Source organism: Stenotrophomonas sp. Steno-Z4, from assembly GCF_056393145.1.
In genome coordinates this window covers 341,429-363,840 of sequence record NZ_JBWJPC010000002.1, presented here as the reverse complement: position 1 = coordinate 363,840, position 22,412 = coordinate 341,429, and the positions used below count along the sequence as shown (strand labels likewise).

Annotated in this window: 25 protein-coding genes; 7 read left to right on the top strand and 18 right to left on the bottom strand. The window is 65.0% G+C overall.

What is annotated here, in order from left to right:
- Positions 1 to 253: 253 nt before the first annotated feature.
- Genes AC06E7_RS08045 through AC06E7_RS08025 form a run of 5 tightly spaced genes read right to left on the bottom strand, consistent with a single transcriptional unit; the run spans position 254 to position 2,527 of the window.
- Entirely contained in the window at positions 254 to 622 is a 369-nt protein-coding gene (locus AC06E7_RS08045; RefSeq protein ID WP_478064017.1) for a hypothetical protein, read from the bottom strand.
- Positions 623 to 674: 52 nt separating this feature from the next.
- Positions 675 to 995 carry a hypothetical protein gene (locus AC06E7_RS08040; RefSeq protein WP_478064015.1) on the bottom strand — a complete coding sequence of 107 codons (321 nt, stop codon included), beginning with the start codon at positions 993 to 995 and terminating at the stop codon, positions 675 to 677.
- A gap of 18 nt (positions 996 to 1,013) precedes the next feature.
- The gene (locus AC06E7_RS08035; protein ID WP_478064013.1) at positions 1,014 to 1,367 is read right to left on the bottom strand and encodes a nuclear transport factor 2 family protein; all 354 of its coding nucleotides are present in this window, start codon (positions 1,365 to 1,367) and stop codon (positions 1,014 to 1,016) included.
- On the bottom strand, positions 1,360 to 1,764 hold the full coding sequence (locus AC06E7_RS08030; RefSeq protein WP_478064011.1) for a VOC family protein: 405 nt from the start codon (positions 1,762 to 1,764) through the stop codon (positions 1,360 to 1,362). Before AC06E7_RS08030 ends, AC06E7_RS08035 begins: the two co-directional genes overlap by 8 nt.
- Positions 1,765 to 1,783: 19 nt before the next feature.
- A complete protein-coding gene (locus tag AC06E7_RS08025) occupies positions 1,784 to 2,527 on the bottom strand; it encodes an SDR family NAD(P)-dependent oxidoreductase (RefSeq protein WP_478064009.1) in 744 nt (247 codons plus the stop codon).
- Between the two features lie 222 nt (positions 2,528 to 2,749).
- Between AC06E7_RS08025 and AC06E7_RS08020 the strand changes: the two genes are divergently transcribed.
- The 4 genes from AC06E7_RS08020 (at position 2,750) to AC06E7_RS08005 (ending at position 5,979) form a co-directional block, all read left to right on the top strand.
- The gene (locus tag AC06E7_RS08020; protein ID WP_478064188.1) at positions 2,750 to 3,562 is read left to right on the top strand and encodes an AraC family transcriptional regulator; all 813 of its coding nucleotides are present in this window, start codon (positions 2,750 to 2,752) and stop codon (positions 3,560 to 3,562) included.
- Positions 3,563 to 4,110: 548 nt separating this feature from the next.
- Positions 4,111 to 4,611 carry a carboxymuconolactone decarboxylase family protein gene (locus AC06E7_RS08015; protein WP_478064007.1) on the top strand — a complete coding sequence of 167 codons (501 nt, stop codon included), beginning with the start codon at positions 4,111 to 4,113 and terminating at the stop codon, positions 4,609 to 4,611.
- A complete protein-coding gene (locus AC06E7_RS08010) occupies positions 4,608 to 5,039 on the top strand; it encodes a cupin domain-containing protein (protein ID WP_478064005.1) in 432 nt (143 codons plus the stop codon). Before AC06E7_RS08015 ends, AC06E7_RS08010 begins: the two co-directional genes overlap by 4 nt.
- 670 nt (positions 5,040 to 5,709) lie before the next feature.
- Entirely contained in the window at positions 5,710 to 5,979 is a 270-nt protein-coding gene (locus AC06E7_RS08005; RefSeq protein ID WP_478064003.1) for a hypothetical protein, read from the top strand.
- Positions 5,980 to 6,039: 60 nt separating this feature from the next.
- Here the strand turns inward: AC06E7_RS08005 and AC06E7_RS08000 are convergent, their stop codons facing one another.
- On the bottom strand, positions 6,040 to 6,342 hold the full coding sequence (locus AC06E7_RS08000) for a hypothetical protein (protein ID WP_478064001.1): 303 nt from the start codon (positions 6,340 to 6,342) through the stop codon (positions 6,040 to 6,042).
- 673 nt (positions 6,343 to 7,015) lie between these two features.
- On the opposite strand from AC06E7_RS08000, the gene AC06E7_RS07995 reads away from it, so the two are divergent.
- Positions 7,016 to 7,333 carry a SymE family type I addiction module toxin gene (locus tag AC06E7_RS07995; protein WP_478063999.1) on the top strand — a complete coding sequence of 106 codons (318 nt, stop codon included), beginning with the start codon at positions 7,016 to 7,018 and terminating at the stop codon, positions 7,331 to 7,333.
- An 89-nt stretch (positions 7,334 to 7,422) separates the two neighbouring features.
- On the opposite strand, the gene AC06E7_RS07990 is transcribed toward AC06E7_RS07995, so the two are convergent.
- The 4 genes from AC06E7_RS07990 to AC06E7_RS07975 form a co-directional block, all read right to left on the bottom strand.
- A complete protein-coding gene (locus tag AC06E7_RS07990; protein WP_478063997.1) occupies positions 7,423 to 8,094 on the bottom strand; it encodes a LysE family translocator in 672 nt (223 codons plus the stop codon).
- Positions 8,095 to 8,298: 204 nt separating this feature from the next.
- The gene (locus AC06E7_RS07985) at positions 8,299 to 8,685 is read right to left on the bottom strand and encodes a VOC family protein (RefSeq protein WP_478063995.1); all 387 of its coding nucleotides are present in this window, start codon (positions 8,683 to 8,685) and stop codon (positions 8,299 to 8,301) included.
- Positions 8,686 to 8,792: 107 nt separating this feature from the next.
- Positions 8,793 to 9,644: a formyltetrahydrofolate deformylase gene (gene purU / locus AC06E7_RS07980; RefSeq protein WP_068848425.1), complete on the bottom strand. Its 852-nt coding sequence runs from the start codon at positions 9,642 to 9,644 to the stop codon at positions 8,793 to 8,795.
- 282 nt (positions 9,645 to 9,926) lie between these two features.
- Entirely contained in the window at positions 9,927 to 10,196 is a 270-nt protein-coding gene (locus AC06E7_RS07975) for a DUF2798 domain-containing protein (RefSeq protein ID WP_478063993.1), read from the bottom strand.
- Positions 10,197 to 10,331: 135 nt separating this feature from the next.
- Between AC06E7_RS07975 and AC06E7_RS07970 the strand changes: the two genes are divergently transcribed.
- Positions 10,332 to 11,258, top strand: coding sequence for a LysR substrate-binding domain-containing protein (locus AC06E7_RS07970; RefSeq protein WP_478063991.1), 927 nt, complete (start codon positions 10,332 to 10,334; stop codon positions 11,256 to 11,258).
- A gap of 43 nt (positions 11,259 to 11,301) precedes the next feature.
- On the opposite strand, the gene AC06E7_RS07965 is transcribed toward AC06E7_RS07970, so the two are convergent.
- The 7 genes from AC06E7_RS07965 to AC06E7_RS07935 form a co-directional block, all read right to left on the bottom strand.
- Entirely contained in the window at positions 11,302 to 12,411 is a 1,110-nt protein-coding gene (locus AC06E7_RS07965; RefSeq protein WP_249833502.1) for an NADH:flavin oxidoreductase/NADH oxidase, read from the bottom strand.
- A gap of 110 nt (positions 12,412 to 12,521) precedes the next feature.
- Positions 12,522 to 13,343 (bottom strand): NAD-dependent protein deacetylase, encoded by an 822-nt coding sequence (locus AC06E7_RS07960; RefSeq protein ID WP_306990076.1) that lies wholly within the window; start codon positions 13,341 to 13,343, stop codon positions 12,522 to 12,524.
- Positions 13,344 to 13,391: 48 nt separating this feature from the next.
- Complete coding sequence (locus AC06E7_RS07955) at positions 13,392 to 13,805, bottom strand: acyl-CoA thioesterase (RefSeq protein WP_068848408.1); 414 nt, start codon at positions 13,803 to 13,805, stop codon at positions 13,392 to 13,394.
- A gap of 104 nt (positions 13,806 to 13,909) precedes the next feature.
- The gene (locus AC06E7_RS07950) at positions 13,910 to 14,929 is read right to left on the bottom strand and encodes a ribonucleotide-diphosphate reductase subunit beta (protein WP_093535153.1); all 1,020 of its coding nucleotides are present in this window, start codon (positions 14,927 to 14,929) and stop codon (positions 13,910 to 13,912) included.
- 192 nt (positions 14,930 to 15,121) lie between these two features.
- On the bottom strand, positions 15,122 to 17,533 hold the full coding sequence (locus tag AC06E7_RS07945; RefSeq protein ID WP_478063988.1) for a ribonucleoside-diphosphate reductase subunit alpha: 2,412 nt from the start codon (positions 17,531 to 17,533) through the stop codon (positions 15,122 to 15,124).
- Positions 17,534 to 18,155: 622 nt separating this feature from the next.
- Positions 18,156 to 19,256, bottom strand: coding sequence for a cell division protein ZapE (zapE, locus tag AC06E7_RS07940; RefSeq protein ID WP_068848403.1), 1,101 nt, complete (start codon positions 19,254 to 19,256; stop codon positions 18,156 to 18,158).
- Positions 19,253 to 19,927, bottom strand: a complete 675-nt coding sequence (locus tag AC06E7_RS07935; RefSeq protein ID WP_478063986.1) for an alpha/beta hydrolase — start codon at positions 19,925 to 19,927, stop codon at positions 19,253 to 19,255. The genes zapE and AC06E7_RS07935 overlap by 4 nt, the downstream gene beginning before the upstream one ends.
- A 55-nt stretch (positions 19,928 to 19,982) precedes the next feature.
- Here AC06E7_RS07935 and AC06E7_RS07930 point away from each other — a divergent pair, with 55 nt between their 5' ends.
- On the top strand, positions 19,983 to 20,840 hold the full coding sequence (locus AC06E7_RS07930; protein ID WP_478063984.1) for an EamA/RhaT family transporter: 858 nt from the start codon (positions 19,983 to 19,985) through the stop codon (positions 20,838 to 20,840).
- A gap of 87 nt (positions 20,841 to 20,927) precedes the next feature.
- Here AC06E7_RS07930 and AC06E7_RS07925 read toward each other — a convergent pair whose 3' ends face one another.
- A complete protein-coding gene (locus AC06E7_RS07925; RefSeq protein WP_478063982.1) occupies positions 20,928 to 22,373 on the bottom strand; it encodes an ExeM/NucH family extracellular endonuclease in 1,446 nt (481 codons plus the stop codon).
- Between the last annotated feature and the right edge of the window lie 39 nt (positions 22,374 to 22,412).

The window sequence follows — 22,412 nt, the reverse complement described above, 5'->3', positions numbered from 1 at the left end:
GCTAGAACAGGCTGGGCAGTGATGAGGTCGATAACGCGGGGCGTGTAAACCCATTGGGAGTTCCGAGCCTCCCATGGATCAGCTTCAACAACATACCTCCCACCTGGGGATATCGAGGTCTCATTCATGGATTGAGGAACTGTCTGGCTTCCTGCCTGGAATCTGAAGGCGGAAGAGTAGCGCGGGGATCATCGCCGGCAGAGTGGATTGATGCCTTCCTCATGAGTGGAACATCCCTCGCTCGAGCGTCACTTCAGACGCGTTGAAGCACACGACTCATCCCCGGCCGTCCCTTGAATGACGTGACGAGCGTCAAAGTATCACCGTCCGAAGCAAGGCTAAGACCAAATGACATGTCCGAACCGTCGAATACGAGCTCAGTCTGAGAGCGGAGCTGGCCTGTCAGACGAACAACATTGGGCAGCCCAACCTGCGCAAACAGCTCGACTGAGTTGCCTGAGACGCCGACAACCCCCGCCAACTGCACCTTGTCTTCCAGGCGCAATTCAATGCTCTGCCCGTATCCGACACGCGCGACAGACAGCGTAGCCAGGCCATCGGCCGAGCAGTAGGTGCCTTTCAGCTGTTGCATGAATACCAGCGCTGGAATGTGATTGATCATCTCGAACGACTCAACGGAGTAAGTCCTCGGTGGCGATTACCCCACTTATACCCTAAGGACCACCTGGTGGCGCAATACGCACCGGTACCATGCGACCCTTCGCGTGGTCCCTTCCGGGCCCGGTGCATCCAGCCAGTCTCGCGTAGGGCCCAGCGCAGTTGAGCAGCACCGTGATGTCCTGCAATCCGTAGTCCACGTCGACAGCGGAATCCAGCGCAAACACGCGGCACTCCACGCCAAGGCGTGTGGCCAGCGCCTGCAGCGGAGCTTCGTCACGCCCTGCCAATACCAGCTTCAGCCCAGCTTCCTTCGCGTGCGCTGCAGCCATGCGCCCGGTGTAGCCGGATGCACCGTAGATCATCAATGTTTTCATGGTGTGTTCCTCGCCACCCTATTCGAGTGAGGCGTCAATGCGGGAGACGCGGCCTGCGGAATCCACGGCCACTAGAAGAATTCCGATCTCGTGACCGAAGTCGCCGGTGAAGTCGACCCGGGCACGTGCACGCGCATCGCCAAGGCCTTTCAGCGAAAGCAGACGGGTAACCGTGTGGTAACCCACGAAGTACTTTTCCAGATAGTCGCGCCCACCGGCGTGCTTGTTGAAGGTGCATCCGGTGGACGGGTCATCGATCACTGCCGTCGTGCTGAACAACGCCAGGGCGCGTTTGATATCGAACGCGTTCGTCGCGTTGATGAAGGCCACCACCGTGGCTTTCACGGGGTGGGATGCAGCGACGTCAGTCATGGCCGTGCTGCCAGCTTTTGTAGACGAACTCCAGGCTGTAGCCATCCGGATCGCGCACCTGCGCGGCGTAGTAGCGCGGCTCGTAGTGCAGCTGCGCCCCCGGCGGATGGATCTCGCTGGCACCGGCGGCCATCGCGGCGGCATGCGCGGCATCGACCATCGCGCGGGAATCTGCCACAAAGCCAACATGTGCCGCCTGCGCCGCCGCCACGCCCTGCCGCAGCCAGAAGAAGATCCGCCCGCCTGCGCCGAAGCCCTTCAGGTCCGGGTGGCCGGGTGGACCCTGCCGGCCGTCGTAGTCGAGCCGGTTGACGATGCCCAGCGGGGCCAGCGCCGCCGTGTAGAACGCAACCGAGCGGGTGGTGTCGGTGACAGTGAGGAAAATGTGGTCGAGCATGTCGAACTCCGGTTGCGAACTAGATGTTGTAGCCGCCTGCAACTTCAATGGTCTGCGCATTGACCCAGGCCTGCTCATCACCGATCAGCCCGGCAATGACGCGGCCCACGTCGTCCGGCTCACCTACCCGGCCCAGTGCCGTCTGCGAGGCCAGCAGGGCTTCGAATTCATCATTGAGGCCGCCGCCCAGCTCGGTTCGGATCGCCCCGGGCGCGACCGCGTTGACGCGGATGCGGCGCTCGCCGAACTCCTTGGCCATGTAGCGGGTGAGCACTTCCAGCCCGCCCTTGAAGGCGGCGTACGGCGCCACCCCGGCAGTGGCCACACGCGTGGTGGCACTGGTGACGTTGACGATGCTCGCGCCAGTGCCCAGCAGCGGCAGCAATGCCTGGGTGAGGAAGAACGGCCCCTTCAGGTGCACGTTGAACAGACCATCGAACTGTTCCTCGGTCACCGTCTCGATTGGATTGAACAGCCCGAAGCCGGCGTTGTTCACCAGGCCACCCAGCGCGGAGGCGCCCCAGGTGTCCTGCAAGGTGTCCTTCACCTTCGCGGCAAACGCCGCAAAGCGTCCGGTGTTCCCCACGTCCAGCTGCAGGGCCACTGCCGTGCCGCCTTCTGCCTGGATACGCTCCACCACCTGCTGGGCAGCATGCGGCTGGGCGTTGTAGGTGAGGATGACGCCCATGCCGCGCTGCGCGCAGTGCAACGCGGCGCTGGCACCAATGCCACGGCTGCCGCCGGTGATCAGTACGTGTTTCATGCAGGTCGTCCTGTGCAGTGAGGGGAGATGCACAGGCTAGGGTCGCCGGCTGCGGCGCGCCGACCTGATCCTCGCCAATTCCTGCCTATTCCTGCTTTCCGCCTTGCCAGCCCCCTGCGGCGGGTGTCCAATGTGGGCATGGACAACGCACTGGAAGAACTGCGCCGCCTTGCGGCGCATGCCGAGAATCGCCGTACCGATACGGGCATTCCCCGCGTTGCCATGGTGCAGGGCGAGATCCCGGAGCATGCCCTGGCGGCGGTATACGAGCCGATGATCAACCTGATCCTGCAGGGAAGCAAATCCATGACGGTGGGTGAGAAGACCCTCGAGTACGACCCGGCCACGTACTTCATCATGTCCGTGGACCTGCCGGCGGTGGGTGCGGTGCACCCAGCCAGCACCGGCGAGCCGTACCTGGCGGTGAGCCTCACGCTGGACCTTGGCATCATCGCTGCGTTGTTGTGCGACACCACCGATGTTGCCACCGGGCGCGGCGAGCCCTCCACCCAGACCGAGGCCTTCAACGTCGCCGCCGTCACCCCCGAACTGATGGATGCGTGGGTGCGCATGCTGCGCCTGATGGAACGCCCCAGCGAGATACCTGCGCTGGCCCCGGCCTACGAGCGCGAGATCCTGTACCGCGTGCTGCAGGGACCACACGGATGCATGCTGCGGCAGTTGGCCACGCCGGATTCGGCGCTGGCGCGAATCAGCAGCGCCATCCAGCGCATCCGCAGCGACTACGCCAAACCGCTGCGCATCGCCGCCCTGGCCGAACAGGTCGCAATGAGCGAGTCAGCGTTCCACCGCCACTTCAAGTCCGCCACCGCGCTGAGCCCGCTTCAATACCAGAAGCAGCTGCGCCTGCTGCAGGCCCGCCAGATTCTGGCGACGCGCGGAATCAGCGTTACCGCAGCCGCGCTTGATGTGGGCTATGAGAGCCCCACCCAGTTCACACGCGAGTACGCGCGTGCGTTCGGTCTGCCGCCCTCGCAGGATGCCGCGCGCATGATGGCAAGCCGGCGTGGGTAACTCGCTTGTGGCTCTCTTCCTTGCCTCCAATGAAAGCAGCTTCGTCAATGGCGCCGAGTTGCGTGTTGACGGCGGCATGTACTTACTTTGAGGCTGTCGTAGCCCGTGCCTGGTCGATAGGATGCCACCTGCCTTGCCGGATGGGTGGCGATCCGCCCCAGTCTTGCTGATGGAGGCTCGATAGGGGGCAATTCCTGTTCATGGCGCTCATCCCATCGGTCGGGTTGGAGGGTCCCACGTAAGGAAGAACAGGCGGATACCGGGCGTCATCTCAGTTAGAGCGCCGAGATAGGCATCCCATGCTTCCGGGGCCACGTCGTCTGCGAGTGGATTGGCCGGGTTGCTCGCCTCCGGCGGTGGCGCGCATGCGCAGAGTGGATTGTCCATGTCAGGTAGACGCCCCGGAGCGCTGCCCTGTGACGCTTCCACTGTTGCGCGGAAGTAAACACTGGCGTTACCCGCAGGTGTCTACCCGGGGCGAGTGGGCGGGCATAACGTGGCACCGCACTGCAGTCCCCCCCCCGCGCCCCTTCCCAGGACCCAAGATCATGACCCAACGTCTCGACTACCAGCAGCAGTCCCCCGAGCTGACCAAGAAGCTCATGGAACTCAGCATGGCTGAAGCAAAGAGCTCCATCGAAGCGTCCATCCGCCACCTTGTGCATATCCGCGCCTCGCAGCTCAACGGCTGCGCGTTCTGCGTCGATATGCACGTCAAGCAGGCCACCATCCACGGTGAAAGCGCACTGCGGCTTCACCACGTGGCCATCTGGCGTGAATCCAACCTGTTCACGCCGCGCGAGCGTGCGAGCCTGGCGTGGACCGAAGCGCTGACCTGCATTCCGAGTCAGGGCGTGCCGACCGAACTGTATGAGCGCGTTCGCGGTCAGCTCGCTGAGAACGAAATCTCCGATCTCACCTTCGTGATCGCGGGCATCAACGCCTGGAACCGCATCAACGTGGCCTTCCTCGCCGTGCCCGGCTCCTTCGACAAGGCATGGGGACTGGACAAGGCGGGCCTGTCCGTCGCCCCGGCGGTGGCGCAATGAACGCGCGCGCGATGTGGGCGGCAATCGCTCTCTCCATGGGCCTCTACCTGCTTTCCGGCGCCGCCATCGCGCACGGGGGCACGCATGCAACCGATGCGCCGCACGCGGTGGTCGCCGAGGTGGCATCGCAGCCGCTGCAGGACTACCCGGGAAAAGAGATCACGCTCATCACCGTGGACTACCCGCCGGGTGCGGTTGACCCCGTGCATCGCCATGATGCGCATGCCATCGTGTACGTGCTAGATGGCACCATCATCATGGGTGTGAGGGGAAAGCCTGAGCAGACCATCAAGGCCGGCGAGACGTTCTATGAGGGCCCGAACGATATCCACACCGTGGGCCGCAATGCCAGCCAGAGCAAGCCCGCCAAGTTTGTGGTCTTCCTTCTGAAAGACAAAGAGAAGCCGCTGCTCATTCCGGCGGAATAGTGCCCAGCGCGTACCGCAGGCATACGTGTCCTGCGGTGCGCAGCGTGAGCGACCTCCAACGGTAGAGCGGACTGACCCGAAGCATAAGCCAGAGGCAGACATCTACAGCTCAGATGCCATTCGGGATGATATCCAAGTGCGACCCCACTTCGACCGGGCTGCCCGCCAAAGGAACTGAGAGCATTGCGGGCGCTGAAATCGGGTGAACCATCGCTATGCTGGCAGCTGTCTCGAAGCACCCAGGTTGCGATATGCGCACCGAAACAACCCCGCCACGCGCAGATGGGCATCGCTGAAGGAGTTCGACGTATGTGCAGGAGAGAGTGAGGATCTGGACCGCAGGTCGTGCGCCGCGAAACTTCTCCAGCTCCACCTTTAGTACACGTAAACTCATTTCTGATCTCTCGCAGGTGGTTAGGTATTACTCAAGTCGCGCCAGAAACCGCAACTTTACAGACAGCCGCCTGATGGACACAGCCACTAACTGGGGCCGACGCGCGACTCGACCCCAGCCATGCGCGCCCCCAGAGCTGCGGCAAAATTCGTTGGCCCCGTCCCGGATCTGGCTGTTAGGTTGGGCTGATTTCGATATCCTACGGCGCTGGGCGCGAGTCGCGGACAGACCGGGGTTGAAGTGTCTTGGGAATCACTCAGCTGGGACGATGCCTTGATGATGCTTTTTTCATGCCTGGGACAGGATCCGATTGAGGACGCGCCTGGACTGATGCACATCACGGACAGCTTGGAAGAGCGGAGATTCTGGGTCAAGGCCCTGGACAGCGCCGTGGCCGCCGCCATGCGTGCCGACCCCTTGGTGGTTCGGATAGTCAACGCATCTGGCGGCTACAGAATATTAGACCCGCGTGAGGCCATCGGATTCTTTAACGAAATCGGCTACCTGTATTTGAAGGAAGTTGGCGTTCGGGCCGGAGCAATTTGATGCAGTTGGCTGCTCCGTCCCGCCTCGGACGTGGCGTTCGGACAGAAGCGGAGGCTCCACTCAGACCTTCCAGACCTTGCTGCCGGCGGGTACGTCAGCCTTGTCCAGTCCAGGGAGATAGACCATCAGTTTGAAACCGCCAGGTCGAAAGTGTTCGAGACGAAGGTGTGCATCTGTGGGCAACCTGGTGCCGTCCGGACGCTCGACGATGACGGCACAGACGGGAGTGTGCTTGTCATGCGGGAGCGGTAAATCGGGCGTCACCACCAAGCCTCGGCCGGTGAGCATAAAGCAGTGCTCGACACTTAGTAGTAGTTCCATCAGGTCTCTTTCCGAATCGTGTGCAGATACGTTCTTGGTCAAAGGGTATTTGAGCACCGCAGGTGCACAGCGACCGATCAGGACACTCTGGCCATGACGTCTGCCTTGGCGGCTTGGGCGCTTCCGTGGAAACAAGCACATACCGCCAGGTGGGTTCGGTCAGACGCCCTCCTGGAAGATCAACCTGTTCGGCTTGGGAACTGTAAGCATTGCTGGCCCTGCTAGCCAGTCTGAGGTGCCTGCTTTCGGCTGGTTGGGGCAGTCGCCGATGGGCTCAGGAGCGCGCCGCAGTCTTGCACGGGCAATCTTACTCGGCGCGCATCAGGGGTCGCTTACGACTTTTGTCCTCAAGGCGTTGTTCAAAGACTGCGTTCTTCTGGGGCAAGGGATTGGCCTTGAATTCGAGATGTTCGTTCCATTAAGTACGCCCTTAGGCAGGAGTTCCGGCTCACTTGCGTCACACCATTGACCTGATGAATGGAACATGGCGGTATGCTGGCAAAGTATCAACTTCTCTTTGCTTGAGCAGCTGTGCATCGTCTGGATTCGGGGTTTGATATCCCCTTGTTCGACCAATAAAAAGTATGAAGCTCTGCGTCGGGAGGGTGGCGAATACAACACCCCCTGGGAAATAAGTCACACCGTTGGTCGAACGGATATCAACCTCCCGACTCCCTTGTCGCCGGCAAGGGAGTACTTCCGATGGAGTAGACGCATGCGCAGTTCAAAGATGGATTCATGCAACGATCCCAGCCAGCAGGTTGGCATCGGCTGGTATCAGCCCAAGAGCCTACGCATTTCCGCCCTGCGGCACCCTGCCGGCAACATCCTGCCGCCGGGCCTGTCCATTCCCTACCTGTCGCTGTGCGGGGTATGGATGGAGCGGTTGGGATTCAAGACGGGGCATCGGGTGTTTGTTGAGGTGACGCCCGGGCGCGTTACGTTGACGCTGGATGAGACGCCGGTGCCGCTGCCGTACCGTTATCAGAAGCACAAGCCGAAGAAGAGCCGTTCGGACGCATTGAGCGAGTAGCTGGAGGCTCGCACGTCTGCCGTCCGGCTGTAGTCGAGGCATTGGAGACACGCCGGCGTGTCTCCACCCTGCCCTCGGCCGAGTTTGTGTTACGCCATGAACACCAGCCTCAGCGCAAACCCGATCAGCAGCACGCCCATCACCCGTTCGAACCAGTGGCTGGCGCGCATGAAGCGTTGGCGTAGGGCTGCTGTGGAGAGCGCTACGCTGACCAGGACGAACCATGCTGCGTTGACCAGGCACATCCACAGGCCATAGAGCATCTGCACGGGGAGCGGTGTCTTTGCACTGACCAGTGTTGTGAACACCGCCAGGAAGAACAGTGTCGCCTTGGGGTTGGTGGCGTTGGTCATGAAGCCGATGACGAAGGCTTGCCTTGGGGTCTGCTGCACGGCGTCGCTCGGCGCATCGGTGGTCGCCTCGCCGCCTGCGCTTGGCTTGCTGCGGAGGAACTTGATGCCGAGGTAGAAGATGTAGGCCGCGCCCAGCCACTTGGCTGCGGTCATCAGCCAGGGGGTTGTGTGCAGGAGTGCGCCTACGCCGATGAGGGTATAGAGGACGTGGACCGAGATGCCTGCCCCTATTCCCAGCGAGGTGTAGATGCCTGCTTTTCGGCCGAAGCGGACGCTTTGGCGGACGGCTACTGCGAAGTCTGGGCCAGGGGCTATTACTGCAAGCAGGTGGACTATCGCCAAGCTTAGGAATTCTGCCCAGTAGGGTGCGAACACTTTTGACTCCGTGGTGGTGCGGTGGTGCTCCATTCTCCGTGCGGTGCCGCCTGGGGGCCGGCACTACCGCACGGTTTTCTGCCGGTATCGTGAAGGCCGGCCAACGGGCGGCGCTACCGGTTCTCTTGCGACTGTGGGGGTCGCTATCAAAAGACTGCGGCGCGGTGTCCGTCGAGCATGCCTGCGTACGGCGCGGCCAAGTACCTGTGATCTGTAGTCTGGCTCAGAACCGATCGGCTAGTTCGCAGGGAGGTACTCGGAGATCTCTATCAGGTTGAGTTCGGGGTCCCGGACGTACACAGATCGGATCTTGCCCACTGCACCGGTGCGCTCGACAGGACCCTGTTCGATCTTCACCGAGTTGCTGCCGAGCTTCTGGATGACCTCGTCCAATGGAACTGCGGCAATGAAGCAGAGGTCCAGGGAGCCCGGCACAGGTAGGTGCGCTTTGGGTTCAACCTCATGCCCCTTTATGTGCAGATTGATCTTCTGGTTGCCAAACCGGAAGGCCTTTCTGCCCGCCCCGAACGTTTCCAAGGTCATCCCCAAGACGTTGACATAGAAATGGGTGGTGGCCTCTTCCGCGGAAGTGGTCAGCACGAGGTGATCCAGGTGGTCGATCATGGGGGCGGTCGCAAGTGGGCGGTGGCTTTATCGTAGCCGTATGCACATTGCACGTTGTGGCGCCTTGCAGCCGAAAGACGCCCCACGAAGAGAAACCGCCCAATCCGCTACCTGAACACTACGGTGCGGTGGCCGTTGAGGATGATGCGGTGCTCTACGTGCCTCCGCACGGCGCGGGCCAGTACCTGCGATTCGGTGTCGCTGCCGAGGCGGACCAGGTCACGCGGCGTCATGGCATGGTCCACCCGCGCTACGTCCTGTTCGATGATCGGGCCTTCGTCGAGATCGGAGGTGACGTAGTGGGCCGTTGCACCGATGATCTTTACGCCGCGTGCGTGGGCCTGGTGGTACGGCTGCGCGCCTTTGAAGCTGGGCAGGAAGCTGTGGTGGATGTTGATCGCGCGGCCGGCCAGTGCCTGGCACAGGCGCGGTGACAGGATCTGCATGTAGCGCGCCAGCACCACCAGGTCGATCTGCTCGCGTTCGACCAGATCGATGATCTGTTGTTCCTGCACTTCCCGGTTGTCTGCATTCACCGGCAGGTGGTGGAACGGGATGCCGTAGGAGCCCGCCAGCGGCCCGAAATCTTCGTGGTTGGAGGCCACTGCGGCGATATCCACCTGCAGCTGACGGCTGTGCGCGCGGAACAGCAGGTCGTTGAGGCAGTGCCCCTGCTTGCTCACCAGCACCAGCAGGCGCGCACGGCGGCGGGCGTCGTGCAGCTGCCAGTCCATCTTGAAGTCGGTGGCCAGCCCGGCCATGCGGGTCTGGATGGTGTCGATGGGCTGGCGCGGGTCGCGGTCGAAATGCACGCGCAGGAAGAACCGGCCGCTTTCGTCGTCGCCGAATTGCTGTGCATCCAGGATGTTGCAGCCCTGCTCGAACAGCAGGCCGGAAACGCGGTAAACGATGCCGGTACGGTCCGGGCATGAGAGGGTGAGGATGGAGTCGGGGCGCATGCGTTGAGTGTAGTGGAGCGGCGCCGCGCTCTGGAGGGACGATGTCAGTTGCAACCAATTGCTGTGGGCGTTGATGCAGATGGAGCAGCGGACTAACAGTCCGCTCTACCGGGCGGTGTACCGGGCGGTGTACCGACCGATGCGCCGACCGGTGTAACGGCCGATGCGCCGACCGATGCGCCGACCCGTTTACCGACCGATGTGCCGACCGATGTATCGTTCGATTTGCCGCGACGCCCCACCAACGGTGGGGCGCTACCGGGGAATGGATGCCACATCGGGTCAGCGCGGCGGGTGCACGGTCAGCGCGACGAGGCGCATCACCACCGGGCGCACCATCAGTACGCAGCAGAAGGCGGTGGGCATGGCGAGCTGGTAGGCGCCGAGTACGCGCATGGGGAAGTCGGCGTTGATGCCGGCGTTGGCGGCGGTGATCACCAGGCACATCAGCATGGCCATGATGGAGGCCATGAAGAAGGCAAAGACGTACGGGGTGGCGCGGGCGCCAAGCTTCCAGCGGGCGGTGGCCAGGGTTTGAGCTTGTTGCGACATCAGGGGTCCAGTGGGCGGCAACCAGCGGTTGCGGGACCGGCACGATAGTCAGCGGGGCCAGGTGCGGGTAGACCGCCGGGCGTTGGCTCTTTATAAAGTAATTCTTTGCAATGACCGGCCAGAATTGGCGCCAGCATGAACATTCTGCAGTCAATCCGCAGTTTCATCCGTACCGCCGATGCCGGCAGCCTGGCGGCGGCGGCGCGCACGCTGGGGATCAGCCCGGCGGCGGTGGGCCAGAACATCGCGCGGCTGGAGACGCATCTGGGCGTGCGCCTGTTCAACCGCACCACGCGCACCTTGGCGCTGACCGAGCGCGGCGCGCTGTACCTGGCCGAGGTGCGGCATATCGAGCGCGACCTGCAACGGGCGCAGGCGGCGGTGACGGATCCCGAAGCCACACCGCATGGTCGCCTGCGCATTGCCAGCACCTCCGCATTTGGCCGGCATGTGCTGGCGCCGATGCTGCCGGCGCTGCAGGCGCGCTATCCACGGTTGTCGATCGAGCTGCTGCTGGCCGATCGCAACGTGGACCATGCGCATGAAGATGTGGATGTGAGTTTCCGGATCGAGCCGCAGCTGGTGGAAGGCCTGGTGGCGCGGGCGATTGCGCAGGTGCCGTTCCAGGTGTGTGCGGCGCCTTCTTACCTGGCGCAGGCGGGAGTGCCGGCGACACCGGAGGATCTGCGTGAGCACCGTTGCCTGGTGTTCCGCTACCCGGTGGATGGGCGGTTGTTGCCGTGGGGCTTCGTGCGCGATGGAATCCGCTTCGAGGCGGAGATGCGGCCGGCGCTGGTGTCGGATGACATTGATGCGTTGGCGGCGATGGCGGCCGCAGGCGGTGGCATCGCGCGGTTGGCGGCGTTCGTGGCGGCGCCTTGGTTGGCGCGCGGGGAGTTGCAGGTGTTGTTTGCGTCGGGCGATGGGGCGCGGACATCGCCGGAGCCGATGCGGTTGTTTCTGTGTGTGAGTGATCGAAGGGATTTGACGCCCAAGGTGCGGGCGTTGATGCAGCACGTGGTGGAGGGGTTGCCGGCCGCGTGGCGGGTGGATGTTGCGTGAGATCAGGCGGCGCACGACCAACGGTCGTGCGCTACCGATTCAATCAAGCAGACGGGGCGGTGAAGACGCCGCGGGCTTCGCGCGGTTCGCAGCGCAGGTACTGTGGGGCGGGGGTGATGGAGTCGCCGAGGGCGGCGGCGGCGTGCCACGGCCAGCGCGGTTCGTAGAGGATGCCGCGGGCCAGTGCGACGGCGTCGGCGTGGTTGTGGCGCAAGATCGATTCGGCTTGGGCCGGGTCGGTGATCAGGCCGACGGCGATGACCGGCATGCGCACTTTGGCTGCCTTGATCGCGGCGGCGAACGGTACCTGGTAGCCGGGCTCGAGGGCGATCTTCTGGCGTGCGTCTAGACCGCCGCTGGACACGTGCAGGAACTGGCAGCCGCACAGGTCGAGGATCTGCGCGAGGGTGGTGCTCTGTTCGATGTCCCAGCCGCCGTCGACCCAGTCGCTGGCGGAAATGCGCACGCCTACGCTGATGCGGTCGGAGACCGCCGCGCGCACGGCGTCGAACACGCGGATCAGCAGGCGCATGCGGTTTTCCAGCGAACCGCCGTACTCGTCTTGGCGCTTGTTGCTGAGCGGGGAGAGGAACTGGTGCAGCAGGTAGCCGTGCGCGGCGTGCAGTTCGATCAGGTCCAGGCCGGCGCGCTCGGCGCGCTTGGCGGCCACGGCGAAGGCCTCCACCACGGCGTCGATGCCGGCTTCATCCAGCGCTTCGGGCGTGGGGCCGTTGGCGGTGAACGGCAGCGCCGAGGGAGCTTTCACGGTCCAGCCATTCGGGTCGGTCGGCGGCAGCGGGCCACCGCCGTCCCACGGGCGTGCGGAGGAGGCCTTGCGACCAGCATGCGCGAGCTGCACGCCCACTGGCATCGGCGACCAGCGCTTCACCGAGGCGATCACGTCGGTGAGGGCGGCTTCGGTGGCGTCGTCCCACAGGCCCAGGTCGGCGTAGCTGATGCGCCCTTCCGGCAGCACGGCGGTGGCTTCGAGGATCAGCAGGCCGGCGCCGGACTGGGCCAGCATGCCCAGGTGCTGGCGGTGCCAGTCGCTGGCCAGGCCGTCGGTGGAGGAGTACTGGCACATCGGGGCGATGACGATGCGGTTGGACAGCGTCAGCGGTCCGAAGGTTACGGGGGAGAAAAGCTGGCTCACGGGCGGGCGACTCGGGGGGATGTTGAAACCGGGGGGTTATTGCACCCGGAAGCGGGGGTGCAGGCAACCGTTTGTTTGGAACGGTGTGGCCAGACACGCATGGCGTGTCTCTACGCGGGGGTGGTCGTGGGGAGCAGGAAGGACAGGGCTTCTGCGCAGGACTGCTCTACCTTGAGGGTGAGGAGGTCGTCTGCTCGGGTGCGGCCGATGTTCAGGGCGGCTACGGGTAGGCCGGCCTTGGCGGCGGCCTGGACGAAGCGGTAGCCGGAATAGACCATCAGGGAGGAGCCGACCACGAGGACGGCGTCTGCCTGTTGCAGGTGGGCGTGTACGGCATCGACGCGGGCGCGCGGTACGTTTTCGCCGAAGAACACCACGTCCGGCTTGAGGATGCCGCCGCAGGTGGGGCACGCGGGCACGTTGAAGGTGCTGAAATCCACGCCTTCAAGGTCGGCATCGCCATCGGGAGCCTGGGCGGCGTCGAGGCGGTCCCAGCCGGGGTTGGCGGCGAGCAGCGCCTGCTGGAAAGCTTCGCGGCCGCTGCGGGTTTCGCAGCCCATGCAGCGCACCTGGTCCAGGCGGCCGTGCAGGTCGATCACCGCTGCGCTGCCGGCGCGCTGGTGCAGGCAGTCCACGTTCTGGGTGAGCAGCACTTCAACCTTTCCACGCGCTTCCAGCGCGGCCAGTGCGGCGTGGGTGGCGTTGGGCTGGGCTTGCCCGAAGCGCGGCCAGCCGAGCAGGCTGCGCGCCCAGTAGCGCTGGCGGGTGGCCGCTTCGCCCATGAAATCCTGGTAGTTCACCGGTGGGGTGCGCTTCCACTGGCCGTCGGCATCACGGTAATCGGGAATGCCCGAGTCGGTGCTGCAGCCGGCGCCGGTGAGGACGAACAGGCGGCGGGCGCGGTCGATGAAGTCAGCCAGTGGGGTAGACATGCCAGCTAGATGGGGGCGATTGGAGGGTTCGCAATCGCCCCTGCCCGTTCAGGGTCCGGCGATATCGGCCGGCAGCGCGGGCACGGCGGTGGGCTTGTGGTTCTCGTCCAGGGCGATCATCACGAAGTGGCCGCGGGTGCACAGCTTGCGCTCGCCGGTGTGCAGGTCTTCGGCGATGAGCTCTACTTCCACCTTCATCGAGCTGCGGCCCACTTCGACGATGCGGCCCACGGTTTCCACCATCTGGCCGATGCTGATGGGCAGTTTGAAGTCCACCTGGTCGGAGCGGGCGGTGACCACGGTGCGGCGCGAGTAGCGCGCGGCGGCCAGGAACGCGGCCTTGTCCATCCACGCCAATGCCTGGCCACCGAACAGGGTGCCCATGTGGTTGGTGTGGTTGGGGAAGACGATTTCGGCCATGCGCACTTCAGTGGGCGGGACGACGTCAGGGGTGGCGGTCATGGCGGTGGGCCGTGCAATGGGGTCGACGAGGATGATACGGCAGCGCCCGCAAACAAAAAGCCCCGGCAGTGCCGGGGCTTTCTGGTACGCATGGTGTGCTTGGATCAGAACGACATGTCGAAGGACACTTCGCCCTGCACGCCCACCTGGTAGGCCGAGGGGCGGCGTTCGAAGAAGTTGGTCAGCTCCTGCACGTCCTGCAGTTCCATGAACGGCAGCGGGTTGCGCACGTTGTACTTCTTTTCCATGCCGAGGCGGTGGAAGTGGTTGTCGGCGCAGTGCTGCAGGTACTGGCGCATGTCGCGGGTGGAAATGCCGGCTACGCCGCCGGACAGCACGTCTTCGGCGAACTGCACTTCGCATTCGATGGCTTCGGCCAGCATGTCGTAGACCTGCCGCTTCATTTCATCGTCGAACAGGTCCGGCTCTTCCTCGCGGATGACGTCCACGCATTCGAAGGCGAAGTCCATGTGTGCGCTTTCGTCGCGGAACACCCAATTGGTGCCCGAGGCCAGGCCGTTGAGCAGGCCACGCGAACGGAAGTAGTACACGTACGCGAACGCGGCGAAGAAGAACAGGCCTTCGATGCAGGCGGCGAAGCAGATCTGGTTGAGCAGGAACTGGCGACGCTGGTCGCGGGTTTCGATGCGGGTGAGGCCCTGGATGGAGTCGATCCACTTGAAGCAGAAGTCGGCCTTCTTCTTGATGGAGTCGATGTTCTCCACTGCCGAGAACGCCTTCGAACGCTCTTCCGGGTCCGGCAGGTAGTTGTCCAGCAGGGTCAGGTAGAACTGCACGTGCAGCGCTTCTTCGTACAGCTGGCGCGAGAGGTACATGCGTGCTTCGGGCGCGTTCAAGTGCTGGTACAGGTTCAGCACCAGGTTGTTGGACACGATCGAGTCGCCGGTGGCGAAGAAGGCAACCAGGCGGTGGATCAGGTGGCGCTCGCCCGGCGACATCTTGGTGTGCAGGTCGCTGATGTCGATCTGGAAGTTGATTTCTTCCACGGTCCAGGTGTTCTTGATCGCGTTGCGATACATGTCATAGAACTGCGGGTAGCGCATCGGGCGCAGGGTCAGTTCAAAACCGGGATCGAGCAGCATCTGCTTGCGGGTGTCGGCCATGGTGGGTCTTTCCTTCTGAGGTGTACCGACCAACGGTCGGTACCTACCGGGTGTGTGTGCCGACCAACGGTCGGCACCTGCCGGGTGTATGTTCCGGCGATTGGGCCGGTGGAGCGGCCGGGCAGAGCCCGGCGCTGCGGTTGGTCGAGGCCGGCCAACGGCCGGCGCTACCGGGCGGTGGGCGCCCGCGGATTACTGGCAGGCTTCGCAGGCTTCCGGGTTTTCCAGCGAGCAGGCGATGGCTTCTTCCGGGCTGAACACCTTTTCCGGGACAGCCGCTGCGGTGTGGCTGATGGTGGTCTTGGCGATCTTGGTGGCCGGACGCGAACGCAGGTAGTAGGTGGTCTTGATGCCCTGCTTCCAGGCGTACATGTACATGGAGGACATCGCGCCGATGTTCGGGCTTTCCATGAACAGGTTGAGCGAGGCGGACTGGTCGATGAACGCGCCACGGTCGGCGGCCATGTCGATCAGCGAGCGCATCGGCAGTTCCCACGCGGTGCGGTAGATCTGGCGCAGGCTTTCCGGGATCTGGGCGATGCCCTGGATGGAGCCTTCGGCCATCTTGATGGTGTCGCGCATTTCCGGGGTCCAGTGGCCGAGCTTCTTCAGCTCGTTCACCAGGTAGCGGTTCACCTGCAGGAAGTCGCCCGACAGCGTTTCGCGCTTGAACAGGTTGGACACCTGCGGCTCGACGCACTCGTAGCAGCCGGCGATGGAGGCGATGGTCGCGGTCGGGGCAATGGCGATGATCAGCGAGTTGCGCAGGCCGTGTTCCTTGATGCGGGCACGCAGGGCGTCCCAGCGCGCGCCGTCTTCCGGCACCACGTTCCAGGCGTCGAACTGCAGTTCGCCGCTGGCCGCACGGGTGTCGTTGAACGACGGGTGCTTGCCACGTTCCTGGGCCAGTTCGACCGAGGTTTCCAGGGCGTGGAAGTAGATGGTCTCGGCAATCTTCTTCGACAGCGCGCGGGCTTCGGCGCTGTCGAACGGCAGGCGCTTGCGGAAGAACACGTCCTGCAGGCCCATGCAGCCCAGGCCGACCGGGCGCCAGCGCATGTTGGCGCGGCGGGCGGTTTCGATCGGGTAGAAGTTCAGGTCGATCACGCGGTCGAGCTGGCGCACGGCCAGGCGCACGGTTTCGGCCAGCTTTTCGTAGTTGAACTCGTTGTGCTCGTCGAAGTGGTTGCCCAGGTTGATCGAACCCAGGTTGCACACGGCGGTTTCATCGTTGGAGGTGACCTCCAGGATTTCGGTGCACAGGTTGGACAGGTGGATCACGTTGCCCGGACGCAGGGTCTGGTTGCTGGCGCGGTTGCACTTGTCCTTGAAGGTCATCCAGCCGTTGCCGGTTTCGGCAAGGGTACGCATCATCCGCGAGTACAGCTTGCGCGCGGAAATGGTGCGGTTGGCCTTGCCCTGTGCTTCGGCCTGCAGGTAGGCGGCCTCGAAGGCTTCACCGAACAGGTCGGTGAACTCGGGCACCACGCGCGGATCGAACAGCGACCATTCCTGGTCGGCTTCGACGCGCTTCATGAACAGGTCCGGCACCCAGTTGGCCAGGTTGAGGTTGTGCGCGCGGCGCGATTCGTCGCCGGTGTTGTCACGCAGTTCGAGGAAGTCTTCGATGTCGGCGTGCCAGGTTTCCAGGTACACGCAGGCCGCGCCCTTGCGCTTGCCACCCTGGTTCACCGCGGCCACGGACGAGTCCATGGTCTTCAGCCACGGCACGATGCCGTTGGAGTGGCCGTTGGTGGACTTGATCAGCGAGCCGCGCGAACGCACGCGGGTGTAGCTCACGCCGATGCCGCCGGAGAACTTGGAGAGCTGGGCGATGTCGCCGTACTTGGAGTAGATCGATTCCAGCGAATCCTGCGGCGAATCGAGCAGGAAGCACGAGGACAGCTGCTCGTGGGTGGTGCCGGAGTTGAACAGGGTCGGGCTGGACGGCAGGTAGTCCAGGTTGCCCATGCGCTTGTACAGGGCCAGGGTTTCCGGCACGTCTTCGCTCAGCGCGCTGGCGATGCGCAGGAAGAACTGCTGCGGGGTCTCGATCACCTTGCGGGTGTGCGGATGGCGCAGCAGGTAGCGGTCGTACAGGGTACGCAGGCCGAAGTAGTCGAAGTTCAGGTCGAGGCTGAGGTCGATGGCATCGTTGAGCTTGCGCGCGTTGGTCTGCACGAAGTTCAGCAGGCGGTCGTTGATCAGGCCTACTTCGTGGCCACGGCCGACCGACTGCGAGAAGGCGTGGATTTCCTGCCCCGACACTTCCTTGGCGATGTAGTTGGCCAGCAGGCGCGCGGCCAGGCGGCCGTACTCGGGCTCTTCACCGATCAGCAGGGCGGCGGTGCGGATGGACAGTTCGTCCAGTTCCTGGGTGGTGGCGCCGTTGTACAGGCCGGAAATGGTGCGGGTGGCCACGCGCATCGGGTCGACCGAATGCAGGCCTTCAGCCGAACGCTGCACCGCGCGCACGATCTTGTTCAGATCCACCAGTTCGGTCGTGCCGTTGCGCTTGGTCACGCTCATGGCGGTCGCGGTCGGCGGCGAAGTCAACAGGAATTCGCTTTCCTGGTCGGTGGCTGCGCTGGTTTCGGTGCTCACGGCGTTTTCCTCTTGGCGTGATTTGGGGTGGTGCAGGGTCGCCTGCGGGGCAGGCGTGGGGCCGATGCGCTCAGCGCTCAGGGTGGATTATCGGTGTCGCATGGGACGCGACCGGCGCACTGGCGCTGCGGACGATTCCCCTTGCGTCACCGGTCATCTCCCCCCGGAGACTGGTGCTACCAGCACCGCACCCTGTACGGCATGCGGTTGTCGGTGGGCGTTGGGCCCGTTGGACCCTTCGACTTGTGGTCGAAGAGACCGACGGCCACAAGATAGTGGGGGTGTAGGGGGCCGTCAACGCCAAATGTAGGGAATCAGGCCAATCCCTTGCGGCGCAAGGATCCGGTGTTGCAGGCGTCCGACGAACGGTCGCGACCCGTCGAAAGCGAGTGCGCAGTCAAGGGTTGGGGGCGACTTTTCGTGCGATTCAAGCGTTCGAAAAACGGAACGATGGGCGTCACGTGGGCGTAACAATTGCGGGCGGATCGGGCACCGCGCGGACACGCATGGCGTGTCCCTACGCCTTGTTCCGGCCCGTTGTTCCAGCCCGTTGTTCCGGCCCGTTGTTCCGGCCCGTTGTTCCGGCCCGTTGTTCCAGCCCGGTGAAAGCCGGTTGGCCCGGTTACGCCCGGTGGGGCGTGCCGAGGTATTCGGCGCTCTGCATTTCTATCAGGCGCGAGGCGGTGCGCTCGAAGGCGCCCTGCAGGCGGGTGCCGGTGTAGAGGGCTACCGGGGCGTCGGTGGCGGTGCAGACCAGGTTGACGTGGCGGTCGTACAGCTCGTCGATCAGGTTCACGAAGCGGCGCGCGGCATCTTCATTCATGCGGTCGAAATGCGGGATGTCACCCAGCAGCACGGTGTTGAACTCGCGGGCGATCTCGATGTAGTCCGAGGGGCCGCGCGGGCCTTCGCACAGGGCCTTGAAGTCGAACCAGACGATGCTCTTGCCCCGGGCGCGCACCGGGATCTTGCGTGCTTCGATCTCGATGTTGCCCGGCTTGGGCGGCTGGCCGCCGCTCAGCGCGGCCCAGCGGCTGGCCAGCCAGGCATCGCTGTGCTCGTCGCGCGGGGCCTGGTACACCGGCGAATGGGTCAGCGCGCGCATCCGGTAGTCTTCGGTGCCCTCGGCGTACAGCTCCACGCAGTAGGTCTGCAGCAGGCCGATGGCAGGCAGGAAGCTGTCGCGCTGCAGGCCATTCAGGTACAGGTTCTCCACCGCCGTGTTGGAGGTGGTGACCAGGGTCACTCCTTCGGCGAACAGGCGTTCGAGCAGGCGCGCCAGCAGCATGGCATCGCCGATGTCGGTGACGAAGAACTCGTCCAGCACCAGTACGCGCAGCTTGGCACGCCATTCCTGGGCGATCCGGGCCAGCGGGTCGCTCTGCCCCTGGTGTTCGCGCAGGCGCTCGTGGATGCCGCGCATGAAGCGGTGGAAGTGGGTGCGGTACTTCTGTTCGATCGGCAGCCCGTCGTAGAACAGGTCCACCAGGAAGGTCTTGCCGCGCCCTACCCCGCCCCAGAAATACAGGCCCTTGACCGGGTCCGGCTTCTTCCAGAAGGCGGACAGGCGATCCAGCCAGCCGTCCTGGGCGCTGTCGACCAGCGCCAGGTGGATGCGGTCCAGCTCGGCCAGGGCGGCGTGCTGGGCCGGGTCGTTCTGCCATTCGCCCCGGGCCACGCCTTCGGCGTAGCGCTGCGACGGGGTCAGTGCGGTATCGCTCATGCGGTGGCGCTTTCCGGGTTCGGCAGCCAGCCCTTGACGCCGTGGAGCACCGCGCCGCGCAGGTCGATCAGCTTGCGGTGGAAGAAGTGGCTGGTTTCGGGCATGCGCACCAGCTCGTGCGGGGCGCCCAGCTCGTCCAGCCAGTCATAGACCGCCTGCGGGTCGACGATTTCGTCGGCCTCGCCCTGGATGACCAGCCAGTTGGCCGGCGGCTGCACGCCGTCGAAGTCCCAGCGCCCGGCGGGCGGGGCGATCGAGACCAGCACCTGCGGCTGCAGCTCGGCGGCCGCGCGCAGGGAGACGAAGGCGCCGAAACTGAAGCCGGCCAGCCACAAAGTGGCGTCGGGGCGCTGCTGGCGCACCCAGGCCACCACGGCCTTGAGGTCGTCCTGCTCGCCCACGCCATGGTCGAATTCGCCCGCCGAGGTGCCGACGCTGCGGAAGTTGAAGCGCACGGTGGCAATGCCCAGCTCGCGCAGGGTGGTGCCGACCATGGTCACCACCTTGTTGTGCATGCTGCCGCCTTCAGTGGACAGCGGGTGGCAGATGACCGCCACCACCGGCTGCGCGGGCACGTCGGCCTTGGGCGGGTCGACCATCACGTCCAGCGCGCCCACCGGGCCGGCCAGCTGCAGGGTGGTGCTTTCATTGGGGAAAGGGGGATTGTGCATGGCGTCATAATACCGCTCCCCCGCGGGCTGCACTGCCGCGCCTGCCTGGAACCCCATGTTCTATCTGCTTTTCAGCGTGGTCTGCAGCGTGTTGGTGTCGGTGCTGCTGAAGCTGGCCGCACGCCGCCAGCTGGATGTCGCCCAGATGGTGACCTGGAATTACCTGGTGGCCGCCGGGCTTACGGCGGGGGTGCTGCAGCCGCCGCTGGAGGCGCTGCAGTCGACCCATGCGCCGTGGCCGGCGCTGCTGGTGCTGGCGGTGGTGCTGCCTTCGCTGTTCCTGGTGCTGGGCCGCACGGTGGCGGTGGCCGGGATCGTGCGAACGGATGTGGCGCAGCGGTTGTCGCTGTTGCTGTCGTTGTTGGCTGCGTTTGTGTTCTTTGGGCAGACGGCGACCGCGCTCAAGCTGCTTGGACTGGGGCTGGGGCTGGTGGCGATGCTGGGCATCAGCCTGCGCCCGCGTGGGCCGGCGGTGGCCGGTGAGGCGGGCAGCTGGCGCTGGCTGCTGGCGGTGTGGGTGGGCTTTGCGCTGGTGGATGTGCTGCTGAAGCAGGTGGCGCTGTCGGGGACGCCGTCGATGGCGGCACTGCTGGCGTGTTTCAGCATTGCGTTTATGTTGATGCTGGGTCTGCAGCTGTGGCGGCACTTCAGTGGGCGCAGCCGGTTGCGCGCGCGCAACGTGGGTGCGGGGGCGCTGTTGGGGCTGCTCAATGGCGGCAACATCCTGTTTTACGTGCACGCCCACCAGGCGATGCCGGACAGCCCTGCCACGGTGTTTGCCGGGATGAATATCGGCGTGGTGGTACTGGGGGCGCTGGTGGGGGTGTTGGCGTTCGGCGAGCCGACCACGCGGTGGAACCGCGCGGGGTTGGTGTTGGCGGTGGTGGCGATTGGGTTTATCGCGTGGGGGTGAGACCGCGCGCAGTGCCGACCAACGGTCGGCACCTACCGGTTCGATATCCGTTCGTTTCCGGTTCGATATCCGCCTGTATTCGGGGCGTTACCGGTCGAAACCGAGGATCAACGGGTCGTGGTCGGAACTGCGCCACGGGCCGGCTTCGTTGCGGTCGCGGTAGCCGATGTCGTCGGCTTCGTCTGCATTGATGTGCCATTCGGCCGCGCCACGCAGGCGCTTGGCCATGCCCGGGCTGAGCAGGGCGTGGTCGAGGCGGCCGGTCATGCCGTTGTAGACGTAGCTGTAGGGGCGCTCGACCTTGGCCACGGCGAAGGCGTCGCGCCAGCCGGCATCGTGCAGGGCGCGGATCGGAGCTTCCATCGCGTAGGCGTTGAAGTCGCCCAGCAGGATCGCGTCGGTGGTGCCGGCGCCGGTCGGGTCGGTGCCCAGCCACTGGTTGAGCAGGCGCGCCGATTCCACGCGGGTGGCGTTCCAGCAGGCCTGGCCGTCGTTCTGGTCGGCATCGGCGCCGGCCGCTTCCGAGCAGCCCTTGGACTTGAAGTGGTTGGCCACCACCACGAACGGCGCGCCCTTGCCGGCGCGGAACGCCTGGGCCAGCGGTACGCGGCTGTGCGGGCCGAACGGGGCGGTGTCCAGCACGGCGGGGGCGCCCACCGGGGTCACCCGCGAGCTGCGGTAGATGATGCCCACGCGGATGGGGTTCTCGCCCGGGCCCTTGCCGGCGTCGATGAAGGCCCAGTCCGCGCCCTTGCCACGGTTGGCATTGAGCGCGGCAACCAGTTCGGCAATCGCCGACTGCGGGCCGTAGCCGTCGTTTTCCAGTTCCATCAGCGCGGCCACGTCGGCGCCGAGCGCGTTGACGGTGGCCACCAGCTTGGCGGTCTGGGCCTGGTGTTCGGCCAGGGTGCGGGCGCCGCGCAGGGTCGGGTAACCGCCGCCCTGGCCGTCGCCGTTGAAGAAGTTTTCCAGGTTGAAGGCGGCCACCTTGAGCGCGCCGGGCACGACCGGGGCGGCGGGGCGGTTGAGCGCCGGCAGCGTCAGCGGGGTGGTGACCTGCAGGCGCGGGGTGCCCTTGGCGTCCACGTGGACGATGCCTTCGACGTTGCGCAGCACGGTGCCGGTGCGCAGGGTGGCAGCGGCGGGCAGGTAGGCCACCGGACCCGGGTCGCGCGCGGTGCTGCCGTCATCGAGCAGCAGGCGGCGGCGCTGGTTGTCGGCGATTACCTTGGCGTGGGCGTCGATGCCGGGAGCGGCCACTTCGCTGGGCTGCCAGAGGCGGCCGTCGAAGGCGACGGTGAGTTCGCCGAAACGGGCCAGGCCGTCGGTGCCGGCCAGGGTCAACGGGGCGGCGATGCGCACGTGCTGGCCGTCGAGGGTGCGCCAGTCGGCGGGCGCGGCGGTGAGGGTGAGGGTGACGGGGGCGGAGGTCGCCGGGGTCGATGCGGTCGGGCGTGGCTGTGGCTGGGCTTGGGCGAAGGCAGTGGCCGGGAGGATCAGCGACAGGGCAAGAGCGAGGGTGCGACGGCGCATCGGCGGGGAGTCCGGGAACGGGTGCACAGGGTAACCGTG

Coding starts and splice junctions, on each gene's coding strand:
- AC06E7_RS08045 (WP_478064017.1), bottom strand. CDS start 622: ATGATCAATCACATTCCAGCGCTGGTATTCATGCAACAGCTGAAAGGC.
- AC06E7_RS08040 (WP_478064015.1), bottom strand. CDS start 995: ATGAAAACATTGATGATCTACGGTGCATCCGGCTACACCGGGCGCATG.
- AC06E7_RS08035 (WP_478064013.1), bottom strand. CDS start 1,367: ATGACTGACGTCGCTGCATCCCACCCCGTGAAAGCCACGGTGGTGGCC.
- AC06E7_RS08030 (WP_478064011.1), bottom strand. CDS start 1,764: ATGCTCGACCACATTTTCCTCACTGTCACCGACACCACCCGCTCGGTT.
- AC06E7_RS08025 (WP_478064009.1), bottom strand. CDS start 2,527: ATGAAACACGTACTGATCACCGGCGGCAGCCGTGGCATTGGTGCCAGC.
- AC06E7_RS08020 (WP_478064188.1), top strand. CDS start 2,750: ATGGTGCAGGGCGAGATCCCGGAGCATGCCCTGGCGGCGGTATACGAG.
- AC06E7_RS08015 (WP_478064007.1), top strand. CDS start 4,111: ATGACCCAACGTCTCGACTACCAGCAGCAGTCCCCCGAGCTGACCAAG.
- AC06E7_RS08010 (WP_478064005.1), top strand. CDS start 4,608: ATGAACGCGCGCGCGATGTGGGCGGCAATCGCTCTCTCCATGGGCCTC.
- AC06E7_RS08005 (WP_478064003.1), top strand. CDS start 5,710: ATGATGCTTTTTTCATGCCTGGGACAGGATCCGATTGAGGACGCGCCT.
- AC06E7_RS07995 (WP_478063999.1), top strand. CDS start 7,016: ATGCGCAGTTCAAAGATGGATTCATGCAACGATCCCAGCCAGCAGGTT.
- AC06E7_RS07990 (WP_478063997.1), bottom strand. CDS start 8,094: ATGGAGCACCACCGCACCACCACGGAGTCAAAAGTGTTCGCACCCTAC.
- AC06E7_RS07985 (WP_478063995.1), bottom strand. CDS start 8,685: ATGATCGACCACCTGGATCACCTCGTGCTGACCACTTCCGCGGAAGAG.
- purU (WP_068848425.1), bottom strand. CDS start 9,644: ATGCGCCCCGACTCCATCCTCACCCTCTCATGCCCGGACCGTACCGGC.
- AC06E7_RS07975 (WP_478063993.1), bottom strand. CDS start 10,196: ATGTCGCAACAAGCTCAAACCCTGGCCACCGCCCGCTGGAAGCTTGGC.
- AC06E7_RS07970 (WP_478063991.1), top strand. CDS start 10,332: ATGAACATTCTGCAGTCAATCCGCAGTTTCATCCGTACCGCCGATGCC.
- AC06E7_RS07960 (WP_306990076.1), bottom strand. CDS start 13,343: ATGTCTACCCCACTGGCTGACTTCATCGACCGCGCCCGCCGCCTGTTC.
- AC06E7_RS07955 (WP_068848408.1), bottom strand. CDS start 13,805: ATGACCGCCACCCCTGACGTCGTCCCGCCCACTGAAGTGCGCATGGCC.
- AC06E7_RS07950 (WP_093535153.1), bottom strand. CDS start 14,929: ATGGCCGACACCCGCAAGCAGATGCTGCTCGATCCCGGTTTTGAACTG.
- zapE (WP_068848403.1), bottom strand. CDS start 19,256: ATGAGCGATACCGCACTGACCCCGTCGCAGCGCTACGCCGAAGGCGTG.
- AC06E7_RS07935 (WP_478063986.1), bottom strand. CDS start 19,927: ATGCACAATCCCCCTTTCCCCAATGAAAGCACCACCCTGCAGCTGGCC.
- AC06E7_RS07930 (WP_478063984.1), top strand. CDS start 19,983: ATGTTCTATCTGCTTTTCAGCGTGGTCTGCAGCGTGTTGGTGTCGGTG.
- AC06E7_RS07925 (WP_478063982.1), bottom strand. CDS start 22,373: ATGCGCCGTCGCACCCTCGCTCTTGCCCTGTCGCTGATCCTCCCGGCC.